This window comes from Paraburkholderia unamae (genome assembly GCF_003268775.1).
GTDB lineage: Bacteria > Pseudomonadota > Gammaproteobacteria > Burkholderiales > Burkholderiaceae > Paraburkholderia > Paraburkholderia unamae.
Genome location: NZ_QLSU01000013.1, coordinates 97,755 through 113,292 on the forward strand (window position 1 = coordinate 97,755; position 15,538 = coordinate 113,292).

At 66.5% G+C, this 15,538-nt stretch carries 17 protein-coding genes; 7 read left to right on the forward strand and 10 right to left on the reverse strand.

Going from position 1 to position 15,538, the window contains the following annotated elements; translation table 11 throughout:
• Positions 1 to 7 precede the first annotated feature (7 nt).
• The gene (gene bla, locus C7401_RS21970) at positions 8 to 892 is read right to left on the reverse strand and encodes a class A beta-lactamase (protein WP_112173507.1); all 885 of its coding nucleotides are present in this window, start codon (positions 890 to 892) and stop codon (positions 8 to 10) included.
• 97 nt (positions 893 to 989) lie between these two features.
• Here bla and C7401_RS21975 point away from each other — a divergent pair, with 97 nt between their 5' ends.
• Both C7401_RS21975 and C7401_RS21980 read left to right on the forward strand, forming a co-directional pair.
• The gene (locus C7401_RS21975; protein ID WP_112173508.1) at positions 990 to 1,868 is read left to right on the forward strand and encodes a LysR family transcriptional regulator; all 879 of its coding nucleotides are present in this window, start codon (positions 990 to 992) and stop codon (positions 1,866 to 1,868) included.
• A gap of 96 nt (positions 1,869 to 1,964) precedes the next feature.
• On the forward strand, positions 1,965 to 2,672 hold the full coding sequence (locus C7401_RS21980) for a carboxymuconolactone decarboxylase family protein (RefSeq protein WP_112173509.1): 708 nt from the start codon (positions 1,965 to 1,967) through the stop codon (positions 2,670 to 2,672).
• Here C7401_RS21980 and C7401_RS21985 read toward each other — a convergent pair.
• Together C7401_RS21985 and C7401_RS21990 are read right to left on the reverse strand one after the other, a co-directional pair.
• On the reverse strand, positions 2,635 to 3,159 hold the full coding sequence (locus C7401_RS21985; RefSeq protein ID WP_112173510.1) for a 2-thiouracil desulfurase family protein: 525 nt from the start codon (positions 3,157 to 3,159) through the stop codon (positions 2,635 to 2,637). The two genes, C7401_RS21980 and C7401_RS21985, sit on opposite strands and share 38 nt — an antisense overlap.
• A 62-nt stretch (positions 3,160 to 3,221) precedes the next feature.
• Positions 3,222 to 5,243 carry an FAD-dependent oxidoreductase gene (locus C7401_RS21990; RefSeq protein WP_112173511.1) on the reverse strand — a complete coding sequence of 674 codons (2,022 nt, stop codon included), beginning with the start codon at positions 5,241 to 5,243 and terminating at the stop codon, positions 3,222 to 3,224.
• A gap of 212 nt (positions 5,244 to 5,455) precedes the next feature.
• On the opposite strand from C7401_RS21990, the gene C7401_RS21995 reads away from it, so the two are divergent.
• The gene (locus C7401_RS21995; protein WP_112173512.1) at positions 5,456 to 5,947 is read left to right on the forward strand and encodes a MarR family winged helix-turn-helix transcriptional regulator; all 492 of its coding nucleotides are present in this window, start codon (positions 5,456 to 5,458) and stop codon (positions 5,945 to 5,947) included.
• Between the two features lie 13 nt (positions 5,948 to 5,960).
• Here C7401_RS21995 and C7401_RS22000 read toward each other — a convergent pair whose 3' ends face one another.
• The 5 genes from C7401_RS22000 to C7401_RS22020 all read right to left on the reverse strand — a co-directional run bounded on the left by C7401_RS22000 (position 5,961) and on the right by C7401_RS22020 (position 9,570).
• Positions 5,961 to 6,248: a putative quinol monooxygenase gene (locus tag C7401_RS22000; protein ID WP_112173513.1), complete on the reverse strand. Its 288-nt coding sequence runs from the start codon at positions 6,246 to 6,248 to the stop codon at positions 5,961 to 5,963.
• Between the two features lie 112 nt (positions 6,249 to 6,360).
• Positions 6,361 to 6,675: an antibiotic biosynthesis monooxygenase family protein gene (locus C7401_RS22005; protein WP_181565647.1), complete on the reverse strand. Its 315-nt coding sequence runs from the start codon at positions 6,673 to 6,675 to the stop codon at positions 6,361 to 6,363.
• 152 nt (positions 6,676 to 6,827) lie between these two features.
• Complete coding sequence (locus C7401_RS22010) at positions 6,828 to 7,727, reverse strand: LysR family transcriptional regulator (protein WP_112173515.1); 900 nt, start codon at positions 7,725 to 7,727, stop codon at positions 6,828 to 6,830.
• A 141-nt stretch (positions 7,728 to 7,868) separates the two neighbouring features.
• A complete protein-coding gene (gene loiP, locus C7401_RS22015; protein ID WP_112173516.1) occupies positions 7,869 to 8,633 on the reverse strand; it encodes a metalloprotease LoiP in 765 nt (254 codons plus the stop codon).
• 499 nt (positions 8,634 to 9,132) lie between these two features.
• Positions 9,133 to 9,570, reverse strand: a complete 438-nt coding sequence (locus C7401_RS22020; RefSeq protein ID WP_112173517.1) for a PRC-barrel domain-containing protein — start codon at positions 9,568 to 9,570, stop codon at positions 9,133 to 9,135.
• A gap of 284 nt (positions 9,571 to 9,854) precedes the next feature.
• On the opposite strand from C7401_RS22020, the gene C7401_RS22025 reads away from it, so the two are divergent.
• Entirely contained in the window at positions 9,855 to 10,664 is an 810-nt protein-coding gene (locus C7401_RS22025) for an HpcH/HpaI aldolase family protein (protein ID WP_112173518.1), read from the forward strand.
• Positions 10,665 to 10,707: 43 nt separating this feature from the next.
• Here C7401_RS22025 and C7401_RS22030 read toward each other — a convergent pair whose 3' ends face one another.
• A complete protein-coding gene (locus tag C7401_RS22030; protein WP_112173519.1) occupies positions 10,708 to 11,490 on the reverse strand; it encodes an IclR family transcriptional regulator in 783 nt (260 codons plus the stop codon).
• Between the two features lie 241 nt (positions 11,491 to 11,731).
• Here C7401_RS22030 and C7401_RS22035 point away from each other — a divergent pair, with 241 nt between their 5' ends.
• Both C7401_RS22035 and C7401_RS22040 read left to right on the forward strand, forming a co-directional pair.
• Entirely contained in the window at positions 11,732 to 13,099 is a 1,368-nt protein-coding gene (locus tag C7401_RS22035; protein ID WP_112173520.1) for an MFS transporter, read from the forward strand.
• A 24-nt stretch (positions 13,100 to 13,123) separates the two neighbouring features.
• The gene (locus tag C7401_RS22040; protein ID WP_112173521.1) at positions 13,124 to 13,573 is read left to right on the forward strand and encodes a type II 3-dehydroquinate dehydratase; all 450 of its coding nucleotides are present in this window, start codon (positions 13,124 to 13,126) and stop codon (positions 13,571 to 13,573) included.
• Positions 13,574 to 13,588: 15 nt separating this feature from the next.
• Here C7401_RS22040 and C7401_RS22045 read toward each other — a convergent pair whose 3' ends face one another.
• Positions 13,589 to 14,011: a Fur family transcriptional regulator gene (locus C7401_RS22045; RefSeq protein ID WP_112173634.1), complete on the reverse strand. Its 423-nt coding sequence runs from the start codon at positions 14,009 to 14,011 to the stop codon at positions 13,589 to 13,591.
• A 248-nt stretch (positions 14,012 to 14,259) separates the two neighbouring features.
• Here C7401_RS22045 and C7401_RS22050 point away from each other — a divergent pair, with 248 nt between their 5' ends.
• Positions 14,260 to 15,468, forward strand: coding sequence for a polysaccharide pyruvyl transferase family protein (locus C7401_RS22050; RefSeq protein ID WP_112173522.1), 1,209 nt, complete (start codon positions 14,260 to 14,262; stop codon positions 15,466 to 15,468).
• The last annotated feature ends 70 nt before the right edge of the window (positions 15,469 to 15,538 follow it).

Here is a 15,538-nt window from a genome sequence, read left to right on the forward strand (position 1 = left end):
ACTTGCCTCAAATTTTCGCGACCCACGCCCCGACTTTCGCAATCGCCGCGTCGCGTTGCGCCGGGCTCGCGTGCGTCGCGCCCGTGAGATAGGTCGTGACCAGAAGCGGCGCCCGCCCGGCCGGCCAGATGATCGCGATATCGTTCGCCGTGCCCCGGTCGCCCGTGCCCGTCTTGTCGCCCACGCGCCAGTCCTTCGGCAAGCCCGCGCGCAGGCGAGCGTCGCCGGTCTTGTTGGCCACGAGCCACGCAATGAGCTGCTCGCGCGAGCCCGCCGAAAGGCGCTCGCCAAGCAACAGCGCGCGCATGTCCGACAGCATCGCGGCAGGCGTGGTCGTATCGCGCGGGTCGCCCGGTATCGCTTCGTTGAGCGTGGTCTCGTTGCGATCGAGCCGCGTGAGCGGGTCGCCGATACCGCGCGCGAAAGCCGTGAGCGCCGGGGGCCCGCCAATGCTTTCGAGCAGCAGGTTCGCCGCCGTATTGTCGCTGCGCGTGAGCGCGGCTTCGCACAGCTCGGCGACCGTCATGCCTTCGCCACCCGCGCGCGGACCGCTCAAGGGCGAATACGACACCACCTGCGCCTGCGTATAGACGACCTTGCGAGCGAGGTCTTCCTTGCCGCGATCCTTGCGCGTCAGCACCGCCGAGGCCAGCAGCAGCTTGAACGTGCTGCACATCGGAAAGCGCTCGTGCATGCGCCAGCCTCGCGTCTGGCCGTTCGCCGTATCGAGCATCGCCACGCCAAGCCGGCCGCCCGCTTGCGCCTCGATGGCGGCAAGCTCGTTTTCGAGCGCGCCGGCGGGCGCCGCCGCCTGTGCGCCAAACGCCTGCGATGCAATGCCAGCTATGGCACCGCCGAACATCGTCATTGTGAATCTGCGCCGCGTGATCATGAATTCTCCTTGTAGAGGCGCCACTATCGCGTGTCCGCCGCCCGGCGACAAACGATGATAAATTGCCCTATCCCATAGAAAAACTTATACCTCTCACATGCGACCGTATCTGCCCCTCAATGCGTTGCGCGCCTTCGAGTCGTCCGCGCGCCACCTGAGCTTCACGCGCGCGGCGATCGAGCTCAACGTCACGCAGGCGGCGGTGAGCCAGCAGGTCCGCACGCTCGAGGAGCGCCTGGGCGCAACGCTGTTCAAGCGCCTGCCGCGCGGTCTCGCGATCACCGACGAAGGGCTCGCATTGCGCCCCGTGCTCACCGACGCGTTCGATCGCATCGAAGCCGTGCTGCGGCAGTTCGAGGGCGGTCACTTCCACGAGGTGCTGAGCGTGGGCGCCGTGGGCACTTTCGCGGTCGGTTGGCTCATGCCGCGCCTGAAGTCGTTTCACGACGCGCATCCGTTCGTGGAGTTGCGCATCATGACGAACAACAATCTCGTCGATCTCGCGGCGGAAGGGCTCGACTTCGCGGTCCGCTTCGGCGACGGCACGTGGCCGGGATCGCGCGCCACGAAGCTGTTCGATGCGCCGCTCTCGGCGCTCTGCGCGCCCGACATCGCCCAGCGACTGCGCACGCCCGCCGGTCTGGCCAACGAAAAGTTGCTGCGCTCTTATCGCGCCGATGACTGGACGCTCTGGTTCGAAGCCGCCGGGCTCGCGCCACGCCCCGTGCGCGGGCCCGTGTTCGATTCGTCGCGCCTGATGGTGGAGGCCGCGATGCAAGGCGCGGGTATCGCACTCGCGCCGGCTTCGATGTTCGAACGCGATCTCGCCGCCGGGCGGCTCGTGCGCCCGTTCGACATCGAGGTCGAGGCGGGCAGTTACTGGCTCACCGCGCAAAAGGGCAAAACGGCGACGCCGGCCATGCGCGCATTCAGCCAGTGGATCGTGAAGGAAACCGGCGCGGCAACGCACTCATGAATCCCGTCGATAAGGGTATGCGCGTTGAGCGGCTTAATTGCTGGAAAGCGCGGTGCTACGCTCGGCGTCTGTGACTACGTCCCAAGGACCTTGAACATGCAGCATGCCCCCTCGCTCGACGATCTGCGCGCCGTCGCCCCGGCCCTCGCACGCTACACGACGCAAACGGTGCTCGACGGTTTGTGGCAACGCGCGCAACTGTCGCCGCGCGATCGCAGCGTCGTCACCGTGGCGGCGCTGATCGCGCGCAATCAGACTGTCGATCTCGCGTTTTATCTGCGCCTCGCACTCGACAGCGGCGTCACACCCGGCGAGATTTCGGAAATCATCACGCATCTCGCCTTTTATGCGGGCTGGGCCAATGGCGCCTCGGCCGCGAGCGTCGCGAGGCCGGTGTTCGAGGAACGCAGCATTGGCCCCGACCAACTCGCGCCCGTGCAGGTCGACCTGCTGCCGCTGAACGAAGCCGCCGAAGCGGCACGCGCGAGCACCGTGGAACAGAACTTTGGCGCGGTTGCGCCCGGCGTCGTGCAGTACACCACTGACGTGCTGTTTCGCGACCTGTGGCTGCGCCCCGGCCTCGCGCCGCGCGAGCGCAGCCTCGTGACGGTCAGCGCGCTCGTGGCCAACGGCCAGGCCGCGCAGATTCCCTATCACCTGAATCGCGCGCTCGACAACGGCCTGACTATCGATCAGGCATCCGAAATACTCACGCAACTCGCGTTCCACGCAGGCTGGCCGAATGCGTTCTCGGCAATGCCGGTGTTCAAGGACGTGTTCGAGAAACGCGCGCCTGCGCGTTGAACCGCGCAAGCCGCGCCTCCAGCGCATCGATTTCCGTTTCCGCGAAAACCTCGATGCCATGCTGGCGCAGCAGCGCGGTCGTGACGCCCGCACCTGCATGCTTGCGGCCCGCAAAGCTGCCGTCGTAAATCGCGTGGCTGCCGCACGAAGGGCTGGCGTCGGTGAGCAACGCAAAGCGGCAATCATGGGCGAGCGCGAGTTCGAGCGCCGCCTGCGCGCCGTCGACGAAGTGCGAGGTCACATCCATGCCGCGCACGTCGATCACGCGCGCCGTGCCCGCCAGCACCGCGGCGCCGCAAGCCGCCGCGGCGATTTCCGCCGGTGGCCTCGGCACGCCGAAGCCGCCCGCGACCTCGGGGCAAACCGGCACGAGCCGCCCTTCACGCTGCCACTGGTCAAGCAATGCATGCGCAACGGTCTTCGCCGAGCCGTTGTAGCGAACCGGGCTGCCGAGCAGGCAAGCGCTGACGAGTATTTTGGGGAGCATGCGGGGTGAAGTCCTCTTGCGCGAATCCCCCGCATTTTACGCGGCGCGCGCACGCGGAAGATTCACAGGATCATCGCAAGGCGCGTGGCCTGGTCGATGGCGCGCAACGCGTCGAGCTCGGCGGCCACATCGGCGCCGCCTATCAGCCTGGGCTTCGCGCCGCGCGCGACCAGTTCGTCGTGGAGCGTGCGGTTCGAGTGCTGGCCCGCGCACAACACGACGTGATCGACCGCGAGCACATGCGGCTTGCCGTCGACGCGGTAGTGCAGGCCTTCATCGTCGATCGCGTCGTAGGTCGCGCCCGAGGTCATCATCACGCTCGCCTTGCGCAAGCGCGCCTTCAGGATCCAGCCCGTCGATTTGCCCAGGCCCCTGCCGAGCGGTTCCGCCTTACGCTGGAACATGTGGACGCTGCGGCGCGGCGCGCCCTCACCGTTGACTTGCGTGAGCCCGCCCGCGCTCGCATTGGACGGATCGACGCCCCATGCGTGGAAAAACACCCCGCGCTCCAGCGATTCCCGCGCGTCGCCGAGCAGATACTCGGCCACATCGAAGCCAATGCCGCCCGCGCCGATGATGGCCACGCGCTCGCCCGCCTCGGCCTTGCCCGAGAGCACGCCGACATACGACAGCACCTTGGGATGATCGACGCCCGCGAAGTCGGGCACGCGCGGCGTGACGCCCGTGGCGATGACGATCTCGTCGAACGCGCCGCCCGCGAGCGCATCGGCCGTCGCGTGCGCGCCAAGCCGCAACGTCACGCCGAGCTTCTTCAGCCGCACCTCGAAATAGCGCAGCATCTCGTGAAACTCGGCCTTGCCCGGCACGACCTTCGCGAGATTGAGCTGGCCGCCCAGGCGCGCGTCGGCTTCGAACAGCGTGACCGCATGGCCGCGCTCCGCGGCGTTGATCGCGCAAGCCATGCCCGCCGGGCCGCCGCCCACCACCGCCACGCGTTTTGCCAGCGGCGCGCTGCCCGCCGGGAACTCGATCTCGCGTCCCGCGCGCGGATTGACGAGGCAAGTGGCCGTGCGCTCCGTGAAAATGCGGTCGAGGCAGGCCTGATTGCAGCCGATGCAGGTGTTGATTTCATCGGTCGCGCCAAGCCGCGTCTTCTTCGCGAAGTCGGGGTCGGCCAGCAGCGGACGCGCCATCGAAACGAGGTCGGCCACGCCCGAGGCGATCAGTTCCTCCGCCACCTCGGGCGTGTTGATGCGGTTCGACGCCATCACCGGAATCGACACCGCCTCCTTGACGTTGCGGATCGCGTCGCGCCAGGCCGCGCGCGGCACGCAGGCCGCGATCGTCGGCACGGCCGATTCGTGCCAGCCCACCCCCGTGTTGATGAGATCCGCACCGGCCGCTTCGACCGCCTGCGCGAACGCCGCGATCTCCGCGCCGTTCATGCCGCCCTCCACGAGATCGATGGAAGAGATGCGGTAGATGAGCATCGGCTCGCGGCCAATGCGCGCGCGCACGGCACGCACGATATCGAGCGGAAATCGAATGCGCCCCTCGAAGCCGCCGCCGTATTCGTCGTCGCGCGCGTTGGTCACGGCGGCCGTGAACTCGTTGATGAGATAGCCCTCCGAGCCCATGATCTCGACGCCGTCGTATCCCGCCTGAACCGCGAGCGCGGCGGTGGCGGCGAAATCGGCCACGGTCGCGCGCACTTCCTCCGTGCTCAGCGCGCGCGGCGCGTAGGCGTTGATTCTTGCCTTGGCGGCACCTGGCCCCACGCATTCCGGCACCTTCGCGTAGCGGCCCGCATGCAGGATCTGTAGCACGATCTTCCCGCCCGCCGCATGAACGGCGCGCGTGACGGCGCGATGCTCGTCCAGTTGCTCCTCGCGGTTCAGGAGCGGCCCGCCCGGCTCCATCACGCCTTGCGGATTCGGCGCGAAGCCGCCGCTCAGGATCAGCCCGATCTCGCCCGCCGCGCGCGCCGCATAGAACGCGGCGAGCCGCTCGTGCGGGCGGTCGAGCGTTTCGAGCCGCGTGTGCATGGCGCCCATGACCATGCGGTTGGGCAGCACCGTCGCGCCGACGGTAAGCGGGGTCAAAAGCCGGTCGTGGGTCGCCATGGGGATGTCTCTGGATATTCTCGTGGGGTTTCCACACTCTAGGCGAGCGCTCAAATTACGTCAACATCATGATATATATGGGAGACGACAGGAGGGATATTGCCGGGGAGTATTGTCTGTCTGGACGCCGGATCGACTTCCGGTCAATATCTTCGTATCAGGTATTTGTCTCATTGCGCGCCGCGCGAGCGCGCGGACACCGAAAGCCGCCCATGACCCAGAACGACCCATCGTACGATCAATCCGTCTCGTCCATCCACAACCGGCTGTTCTTCCGCCTGTTCCAGGCGGGCAACACGCTCGACCGGCAGACGACGAAAGCGCTCGGCATCACCACCGTACAGTGGTCGGTGCTCGGCGCGCTCTCGCGCCCGCAGGTCGCGCAGGGCATGTCGTTTTCCGAACTGGCGGACTACCTCGTGGTGAGCCGCCAGAGCCTGGACGGCGTGCTCAAGCGGCTGGAGCGCGACGACCACGTGCTGCGCGTGGCCGACACCGTCGACCGCCGCGCGAAGAAAGTCGTGCTCACCGAAGGGGGCAAGCTGTTCTGGGACACCTTGCAGCCGAAGATCTACGAGTTTTATCGTCAGGCGCTCGCGAGCTTTCGCTTCGACGACAAGGTCTCGCTCGTTCACTTCCTCAATCAACTCAACAAGGGCATGGACGAGATCGATCTCGGGGAAACGCCCGGCGGCGGGGAGTGAAAGCGCCCGCGCCTCAGACGATGTGTTCGAGCGTCGTCACTTCCAGCTTCGCGCGCGACTCCAGCACGCCCGCAAGCTTTTTCAGCGCCGCTCCCCCGGCGTGCTGCCGCACCGCTTCCTCGTCGCGCCAACGCTCGAGCATGAAGAAGCGGTTCGGGTTCTTCACGTCGCGGTGCAGATCGTATTGCTCGCAGCCCGGCTCCTTGCGCACGGCATGCACGGCCTCTTCGAGGGCTTGCGCCACGACGGCTGCATGCTCGGGCATGGCGACGATTTCGGCGACGATGATCTGGGTGCTCATGTTCTTGACTCCACGGAAATGAGAAAGCGCGCGGCAACACGCGCCGCGCGCCCGGGTTTGAGGGCGTTCGACAGTCTGCCATCAAATGTCGATGCACACCCTCGGTACGCGCTCATCGTGAGCCACGCGGCGCGACGGCCTGACCGAGCGGCTCGAAATGGTAAAGATCGGGATCCGCCGAGAAATACGGCCATAGCGTGTGCAGAAATTGCGGAAAGTCGTCGTGCGTCATGAATGCGCTCTGCGCGTCGAGGCTGTCCCATTCGACCTCCAGCACGTAGCAGCCCGAGTCCTCGCACTGCGGGCCGAGGCGGTGTCCGCGATAGCCCGGCTTGTTCGTGAGCAGCGGGCACACGCGCCGCCAGGCAGCCTCGAAGTGCGAAATTCTGTCCGCGCGCAGGTAAAAGCGGCCAATTGCGACGATCATCAAAGCCTCCGTGCCGGCACGAGCCATTCGTGCTGCCACGGATGATCGGCCGGCGCGCCTGGCGCGCATAGCGGCAAACGGCAAAGACAGCTTCAAAGAGGCGTTGAAGATCGCGTCACACGCGAGCCCGGATCAAGCTGCATCAGGCCAGGTCACGCCAGATACGCCGCGATGCGTTCGCGCAGGAAGTCGCGCAGCGCGTTGACGGTGGGCGAGAGCATGGTGCGATGCGCGCACACGAGATGCAGCGGGGCGCCCTCGCCTTGTAGCGCGTCGAGCGCGGTTTCGAGGCGGCCCGCCTGGATGTCGGCCAGCACGTCGAGGCGCGACTTGTACGCGAGTCCGTGCCCCGCCACCGCCCAGCGGCGCACGAGTTCGCCGTCGTCACTGCTGCGGTCGCCGTGCACGGTCACGACGCTCGGTTCGTCGCCGCGATAGAAGGTCCAGCGGTCGTGCAGCATGTCGCTCAGCGCGAAGCGCAGGCAGTTGTGGCGCGAGAGATCGGCGGGCGCGGCGGGCCGCCCGTGGCGAGCGAAATAGCCCGGTGCGGCGCACAGCACGCGGCGGTTTTCGGGCGCGAGCGGCAACGCCACGAGCGACGAATCCTCGGGCACGCCATAGCGGATCGCCACGGCAATGGGGGAGCGGAACATGTCGGTCACATGGTCGCCGATACGCACCTGGAACGACACGGCCGGATGCCGCGCCTGGAATTCGTCGAGCCAGGGCGCGAGCACGTTGCGCCCGAGGTCGGAGGGCATCGACAGCGACACCACGCCGCCGATCATCTTGCGCCCGTGCGCCACGGCGTTCTGCCCGGCCTCCACCTGCTCCATGACGTTGCGCGCGTAGTCGAGGTAGCGCTCGCCGTCCGGCGTGAGGCGCAGGCTACGCGTGGAGCGTGCGAGCAGGCGTGTGCCGAGTTCGGTTTCGAGCCGCTTGAGCCCGACGCTCGCCACAGCAGGCGTGAGATCGAGCTGGCGGGCGGCGGCCGACAGGCTGCCGTTGTCCGCCGCGCTAATGAAGATGACGAGGTCTTCCAGTCTGATCATGTACTGTCGCGTCTCGTTGGGCGGCGGCCCTCGGGCGGGGAACGCCGACGGGCCGCAGGCATGAAGTAAGCGAACTGTACACGAAGCGCCGCCACGCACGGCGCGGCGCTCCCGGATCAACCCGGCGCGCGATTCACGCGGTCAGCCTCCGTCCTTGATGCGCTTTTCGATATGTGCGGCGCGGCTGGGCGACGAGGGGTGGGAGCTCAGCATCGAACTCTGGCCGCCGTCGACGGTCGCGAGCTTCTGGAACGCAGTGACCAGGCCTTTCTCATTCATGCCCTTCTTCTTGAGCAGATCGAACGAATAATCGTCGGCCGCGCGTTCCTGCGACTGCGAAAACTGCGCGTTGACGAACTGTTCCGTGAGGTCGCCGAGTTGCGAGGTGGTCAACGCCGTCACCGCCGCGTTGCCCGCCGCGCCAACGGCCGTTCTGGCCGCGCTCACGGTGTAGGCGGTTTGCATGGCCTTCTTCGTGTGGCCGAGCGCGACGTGCCCCATTTCGTGACCAATCACGCCGCGAAGTTCGTCGTCGTTCATTACGTCCATCAGGCCGCTATACACGCGCACGCAGCCATTGCCCATCGCCCAGGCGTTGACGTCCTTCGTCATATAAACCTTGTACGCGATGGGCTGGCCGTTGAGCGTCATGTCGCCGAAACCGCTCATCACGCGTGCAAGACGCTGCGCGTACGCGCTGCCGGGCGCCGCCACGGTCGACTGGGTGTCGCTTGCTTTACAAGCTTCGGTCGAGAGCGCCACGATGTCGCTATCTGAAAGTGTTGCGGCCTTGAGCAGGTTCGTGCCCGCCGACATCGCGGCGTTCGGATCGATGCTTTGCAGGCCGCCACAGGCCGCAAGCGCGACGGCCAAAGCGCAAACCAGGCTGGTTCTAACCGGTGTCATTCTCGTGCTCCCATGCATTGCTTTTCGAGCCGACCAATCTAGCACCGGGACATTCGAAGACAAGTGGCGGAGCGTGTTGCATCGCTTTGCCGCGACGCGTGTCATGGTTGCCCGCATCGCCGTGATCGACGGAAAGCGCGCTGGCACGGGCCGTCGCCGCGCATGAGCGACGCCTGCCGGCTCAGTCGCGGGCGCGAGCGCAACTGTTGAAGAACGTGACATTTCTTACGGAACCGTTAGCCGGGTGAACCCGGCATTGCGTACGGTTGCACGCCTCCTATACGGCTCCGTGCATCCCGGCGGCGCGTCGTGCTCGCGACATTTGCGAAGGAGTCCGAGACAATACTGAACTACCCCGCTTGTTGGGCCTTGACGCCCAGGACCCGCTGGAATGATGCAGCGTCAGGCACGCGCAGGCCCCAAAACGCCGTCGGGCCACGCGCCCACGTCATGTGGTCGCATGGCCCGACGGTTTGCAGCCGTTTAGCGCTCTGAGCGCTTACTGCTGCTTTTCGACCTTCTTGGGCCTCGGCGGCGTTTCGACCTTCGCGTACTGGAACGCGGGCGTAGCCTTCAGCGCTTCCTTGGTTGCGCCGGGCAGATAGAGATTGCCCTGACGCACGTCGAGCGACGCGATGGGCACCGCGACGTCGTGCGAGCCGACGCCAAGGAAACCGCCAGCCGCGACGATTGCTGCCGACACCGAACCGTCCGGCGCCACGATCAGGTCGCGCACCGTGCCGATTTTCGCGTTGTCGTCGTTATAAACGGCCTTGCCGAGCACGCTCTTCTTCACGCTCCAGCCTTCGAGCAGCGCCTGCGATTGCTCCACCGTCACGCTCAGGGGCTGTGCGCCCGCGATCTGGGCATTCGCACTGGCACTGGCCACCACGGCGCTGAACGCGGCCACGGCCAACATCGTCTTGCGGAAAGACATTTTCTATTGCTCCTCTATCCAGGTTGATTCGCCGCGCAAATCACTGCAAGTGTGCTGGCGGCTTGCCATGGTAGCCGTTATGACGAAATTTTGCGTTTAAGGTGCTTGCGCTCGCGCAATGGCGAAGCGGATCGGCGGGAGCGATCGAATCAACCCGGCCGCCTCCTTTCGAAGGCGCAGGAGAAGCGCTGTTCGGGAAAATCGTTCTGCGTGCGCGGGCGCGTCGGTCCGTGCAATATAGCGAACACGCACTCACCGGTTTACGCCCTCGCCCGGAGATTGACATGTCCGCCCAATCAGGATCGTCCGCACCACCCGGGCACCACAATCGTGCCAAGGCCCGCCTCGCGGCGGGCGAAACCGTGACCGCCTTCATGGTCGAACTGCCCGGCGCAGGACTCGTGCAACTGCTTGCCGCGAGCGGCGTGGACGTGCTGATCTTCGACATGGAGCACGGCCCCATCGACATGAACAGTCTGCACGCCATGGTGGCCGCCACGCGCGGCACGCCGGTCACGCCTGTCGTGCGCGTTCCGTGGACCGAACCGTGGCTCGTCAAGACCGCGCTGGAAACGGGCGCCATGGGCATCAACTTTCCGATGATCTCCACACCTGAACTCGCGCGCCAGGCTGCCGAATCGCTGCGCTACCCGCCCAACGGTTCGCGCGGCTTCGCGCCTTCGCTCGCGGCAACGCGCTGGGGATTGAGCGGCCCGGACTATATTCGCGCCGCCGACTCCGAAATGCTCAACGTCATCACGGTCGAGGACGCGCAGGCCGTCGAGCGGCTCGACGAGATCCTGGCCGTGCCGGGCATCGATGTCGCGGCGATCGCGTCGTTCGATCTTTCGATGAGTCTTGGCGTGCCCGGGCAATTCGATCATCCCGACGTGCAGGCGCTCGTGCGCAAAGCCGAAGAGAAGATCCTTCGCGCGGGCGTGGCGCTCGGCGGTGTCGCGCTCGACGCGCAAACCGCGCAGCGCAAGCGCGCGGCGGGGTATCGCATGTTGCTGCTGGCCTTCGACGTGATGATGATCGGCCAGGCGGCACGGGGGATCGTGGAGGGCGCAACCATGCCTGCCGCACAACGCTAGATCGTCGCCACTCACCGGACCTTCCGGCGATACGCCGCGAGGTTCACCGCCCTCTGCCCAGCAAGGGCGAAGCCAGACTCGCCGCCGCAAGCTCACTGGCCGCCGCAACAAGCGTCGGCCCGAGCATGGCCATGCGCTGTTCCGTGAGCCGCACCGCGGGCCCGGCAATGCTGATCACGCCAATGGCCGCATAACCGCGCCGCTGCACGGGCGCGGCCATCGCCGTCATGCCGGGCGCGAACACTTCGTTGATCGTCGCATAGCCGCGCTCGCGGGCGGCGTGCACGAATTCGAGCAGCGCCTTGACGGTAGTGGGCGCGCGCGGCCCGTATTGCGCGGGCTTGCCGAAGCCCTGGCGCGTCACGAGTTCGAGCGCGCGTTCGTCAGTCATGCTCATCATCCATGCGTGGCCCGTGGCGCTGCATGAAAGTATCGTGTCCATGCCCATGTCCGGGTCGTAGCGCAGGCCCTTGAGGGCGCCCTGCGCTTTCGCCACCCACGTGAGCCGGTCGCCGTCCACGATCGCGAGACGCACGAGTTCGCCCGACTTCTCCGCGAGGCGGTCGAGCATGCTCTGTGCGACGTCCACGATGCCCGACGTCGCGAGATAGCTCAACCCGAGCCCCACGAGCTTGGTCGTGAGCACATAGTCGCCATGCTCGCGCAACTGGCGCACGTAGCCGCACTGCTTGAGATCGACGAGCAGCCGGTGGCACGCGCTGCGCGGAATGTCGAGCTGGTCCGAGATCATCGCGAGCGGCGTGCCTTCCATCTGCGTGGCGAGGAATTCCAGCACGGCCATCGTTCTTTCCGTCACGCCCGGCATGGCGTCTCCTCCGTTTCAATGCTTGGATGCCTGGATACTTCGATCGCGCCGATCATTGCACATTATGAGATGAAATTCCAGCCTGGAATGGCGTCCCACCAGCGCTGTTAATCTGTGCACCACTGACGGCGTCCGGAAGAAAAAGCCCCCGGCGTCAGAGGAGAAACGGCGAAACCACGCCGTCCATAAAGCGCGGCTCGCGCAAGGCGAACCGCCACCAGGTTTGGAAAAAGGAGACAACATGAACCAGCAGGCACACCCCGACGGCCACCAGGCGATGCGCACGCGCGCCGTCACCGCGGCCGCCGTCGGCACGGCGCTCGAATGGCTCGACTTCACGCTCTACGGCGCGCTGGCGGCCACCGTGCTGCCCAAACTGTTCTTCCCCGCGATGGATGCGACCTCGGCGCTGCTCGCCTCGCTCGCGACCTTCGGCGTAGGACTCGCCGCGCGCCCGCTCGGCGCGATCATCTGCGGCCATCTCGGCGACAAACTCGGCCGCCGCAATCTCATGCTCGCCACGGTCACGGTCATGGGCCTCTCGTCGATGCTCATGGGCCTGCTGCCCACCTATGCGAGCATCGGCGTCTGGGCGCCCATGCTGCTGGTCGCGCTGCGCATCCTGCAAGGCTTCGCGCTGGGCGGCGAATCCACCGGCGCGCAACTCATGGCGATCGAGCACGCGAGCCCCGAGCGCCGCGGCAAGTATTCAGGACTCCTTGGCCTGTGCTCGCCGCTCAGCCAGATCATGGCCAACGGGGTCCTGCTCGCGCTCTCCGCTTCGATGTCCGCGCAGGCGTTCGAATCGTGGGGCTGGCGCGTGCCGTTCGTGCTCAGCTTCGTGCTCGTGATCGTAGGCGTCTACATCCGCCTGCGCGTGAGCGAAACGCCCGCCTTCGTCGCGCTGAGCAAGACCGAAGTGGCGGAAGTGGGTAGCCCGCTGCGCGACGCGCTGCGCCTGCACTGGCGCACGGTCCTGCGCTGGATGCTGTTCTTCTGCGGCCCGGCCGCGATCTTCTATCTGATCGTGGTGTTCTCGCTCAGCTACGTCACGAAAACGCTGGCCATGCCGCGTCAAACCGGCTTCATGTTGCTGATGGGCGCGAATGTCTGCGCGATCGTCGGCGCACTGGCGGGCGGCATGCTGAGCGACCGCATCGGCCGCAAGAAGGCACTGGCCGTGGGCTCGATCGCGACGCTCGCCATGCTGTTCTTCTACTTCCAGATTCTCGACACGAAGAGCTTCCTGCCGATGCTCGCCGCGATGGGCTTCTTCCTCGGCTTCACGCAGTTTCAGAGCGGCATTCAGCCCGTGGCCTTCGCCGAGGCGTTCCCGACCAACGTGCGCTACTCCGGCTCGGCGCTCGCGTATACGGGCGCGAACCTCGTGGCGGGCGGCCCGATGCCGGTGCTCGCCGTCTGGCTGTTCGCGGTGTGCAACGGTTCGCCGTGGGGCGTCGTGGCGGTGTGCGTGGTCTTCAACGTGATCTCGCTCGTCATGATACTCACCGCGCCCGAAACGCGCGGCATCGACATGAATCGCGTGGATACCGCGGCAAACGTGCTCGGCGCGTCGGGCAACACGCCCATGCAATCGCATTCCCATTGAAACCCTGAAATCCGCAATCGCACGATGAAACCACTTGTCTATGTCCTGAACGGTTCGAATCTCAACATGCTCGGCAAGCGCGAGCCGCACCTGTACGGCACGACCACGCTCGCGCAGGTCGAAACGCGCACGCGCGCGTTAGCCGAGGAGCTCGGGCTGCAATGCGAGTTCAGGCAAACCAACCACGAAGGCGTGATGGTGGACTGGCTCCAGGAAGCCTTTGAAAAGGACGCCGCCGTCGTCATCAATCCGGCGGGCTTCTCGTTCGCGTCGATACCGGTGCTCGACGCGGCGAAGCTGATCCGCCAGCCGCTCGTCGAAGTGCACATCACGAACATTCATCAACGCGACGAGCAGTACCGCCACTCGCTGATCTCGCTCGCGGCGAAAGGCGTGATTTGCGGGCTGGGCGTGGAGGGGTATCTGCTGGCGCTCAGAGCCGTGGCGAGTGCGCTGAAGCACGCGCAAGCGTGAGGACCGCGCGCCGGCTCACGCGGCCGGCGCGCAAGCGGCGCAAAGCCCGAAGACGACGAGGCTCGAATGCGTGTAGCGAAAGCCTTTCGAGGCCGCGATGGAGGCGTGCTGGTGCTGCAACGCGGGCTCGTCGATATCGCACACGGTCTTGCAGCCTTCGCAGACGAGGTGCGCGTGCGGCGCCCCGCGGCCGAGCTCGTACACCACGCGCGTTTCGCCCACCCATGTGCTCGTGAGCAGTTGCGAATCCATTAGCTGCGCGAGCGCCCGATAGACGCTCGCGAGGCTGCATTGCTCGACATCGCTGGCGATGCGGCGAAACACCTGGTCGGCGCTCAAATGCTCAAGGGGCGCGTCGTGAAAGACCTTCAGCACGGCCACGCGGCTGGACGTCGGGCGCAGATGCGCTCTCTTCAGTTCGGAGTAGACCGTTCTCATTCGGGGCGAAACACTGTCGGCAAAGCCGACAGTGTCCGCGACCAATGCTTAAGACTTCCTTATGGCGCCAGAACGGCCCGCGCCGCGGCCTCGCGCGCCAACCCCGCATGGCCCCCACGGATCGGTTGAAAAGCCCATAGGACTGGCGGATATTGGCCGGAACGGCTTGATTTCCATTCGCAGACCAGGGCTTTCGATGAAGCGGGAAACGTTTTCGGCCACGGCGGGGCGCGCCGCCTGAGGCCGCCATGGCGCGCACGCCCACCGTATTGTTCGGCGCGTTCGACCGGCACAACTTCGGCGACCTGCTGATCGCACTGGTGGCGGCGCGCCTCCTGCCGGATCGCGAAGTGCTGTTCGCCGGCCTCGCCGCCCGCGCCCTGTGCGGCGATGGCGGACCGGCCACGGTCACGCTCGCCCAGGTCGAGGCATTCGCGCGCGGCCGCCCGGTTAACGTGATTCACGCGGGCGGCGAACTGCTGACCTGCGATGCCTGGCAAGCGGCCGTCATGCTCGCGCCGCCCTCACGCGTGCAAGCGCTCATTGGCGCCGAAGGAGACTGGCTGCGCGACAAGCGCGCCTGGGCGCGCGCCCGCTTCGGCACCGCATCGCTCGCGCCCTATGTGGTTTCGAAAGCCACCTTGCCTGGCGTGCCGGTGAAGCACCTCGCGTTCAACGCCGTGGGCGGCGTCGATCTCGACGCGCGCGACGCCGACCTGCGAGCGGACGTACTCCACGCGCTTCAATCCGCCGAAGCGGTAAGCGTGCGCGACCGGCAAACCCAGGTGGTGCTCGCTCAGCGAGGCGTGAATGCGCGCCTCATACCCGACCCGGCCGCAATGACCATGGCCTTGTTCGGCACGACGATACGGCGGCACACGGCAAAGAAAGCGCTGCGCGACGTTCTCGAAGCATTCCCCCGAGGCTACGCAGCCGTGCAGTTCAGCGCCGATTTCGGCGACGATGCGACGCTCGACGCACTTACCGTGCAGCTCGAACGCGTAGCGCTCGCGCACGACATCGGCATCGTGCTGTTTCGCGCGGGCGCCGCACCCTGGCACGACGACCTCGCGGTGTATAAGCGTCTCGCGGCGCGGCTGCCAGGCGCTGTGGCCCATGTGTTCGCTTCGCTGAACGTGTGGGATATCTGCGCGTTGATCGCCGGCAGCCGCTTGTATTGCGGCAGCAGCCTGCACGGGCGCATCGTGGCGATGTCCTGCGCACTGCCACGCTTGAATATCAGTCATCCTGATCAAATTGCGCCCTTGACCAAACACGCCGCCTACGCGGCAACCTGGGAGCCCGATGGCGTCCCCGGCACGGTGGCCATCTCGGACCTGGCCGAAGCGGTGGACCGTGCGCTGTCCGCCGAGCGCGAGGCATTGCGCGCCACGGCATCCGAGCTTGCGCGACGCTACCGGGCCGGGTTCGCCGCGCTCGTCGCCCGGCTGGACTGAGCCCGCACGGCCGAAGGCACCGGTGCGCCACCGAGGCCACTGAAGACACCAAACACGCCCGGCGCAGTGT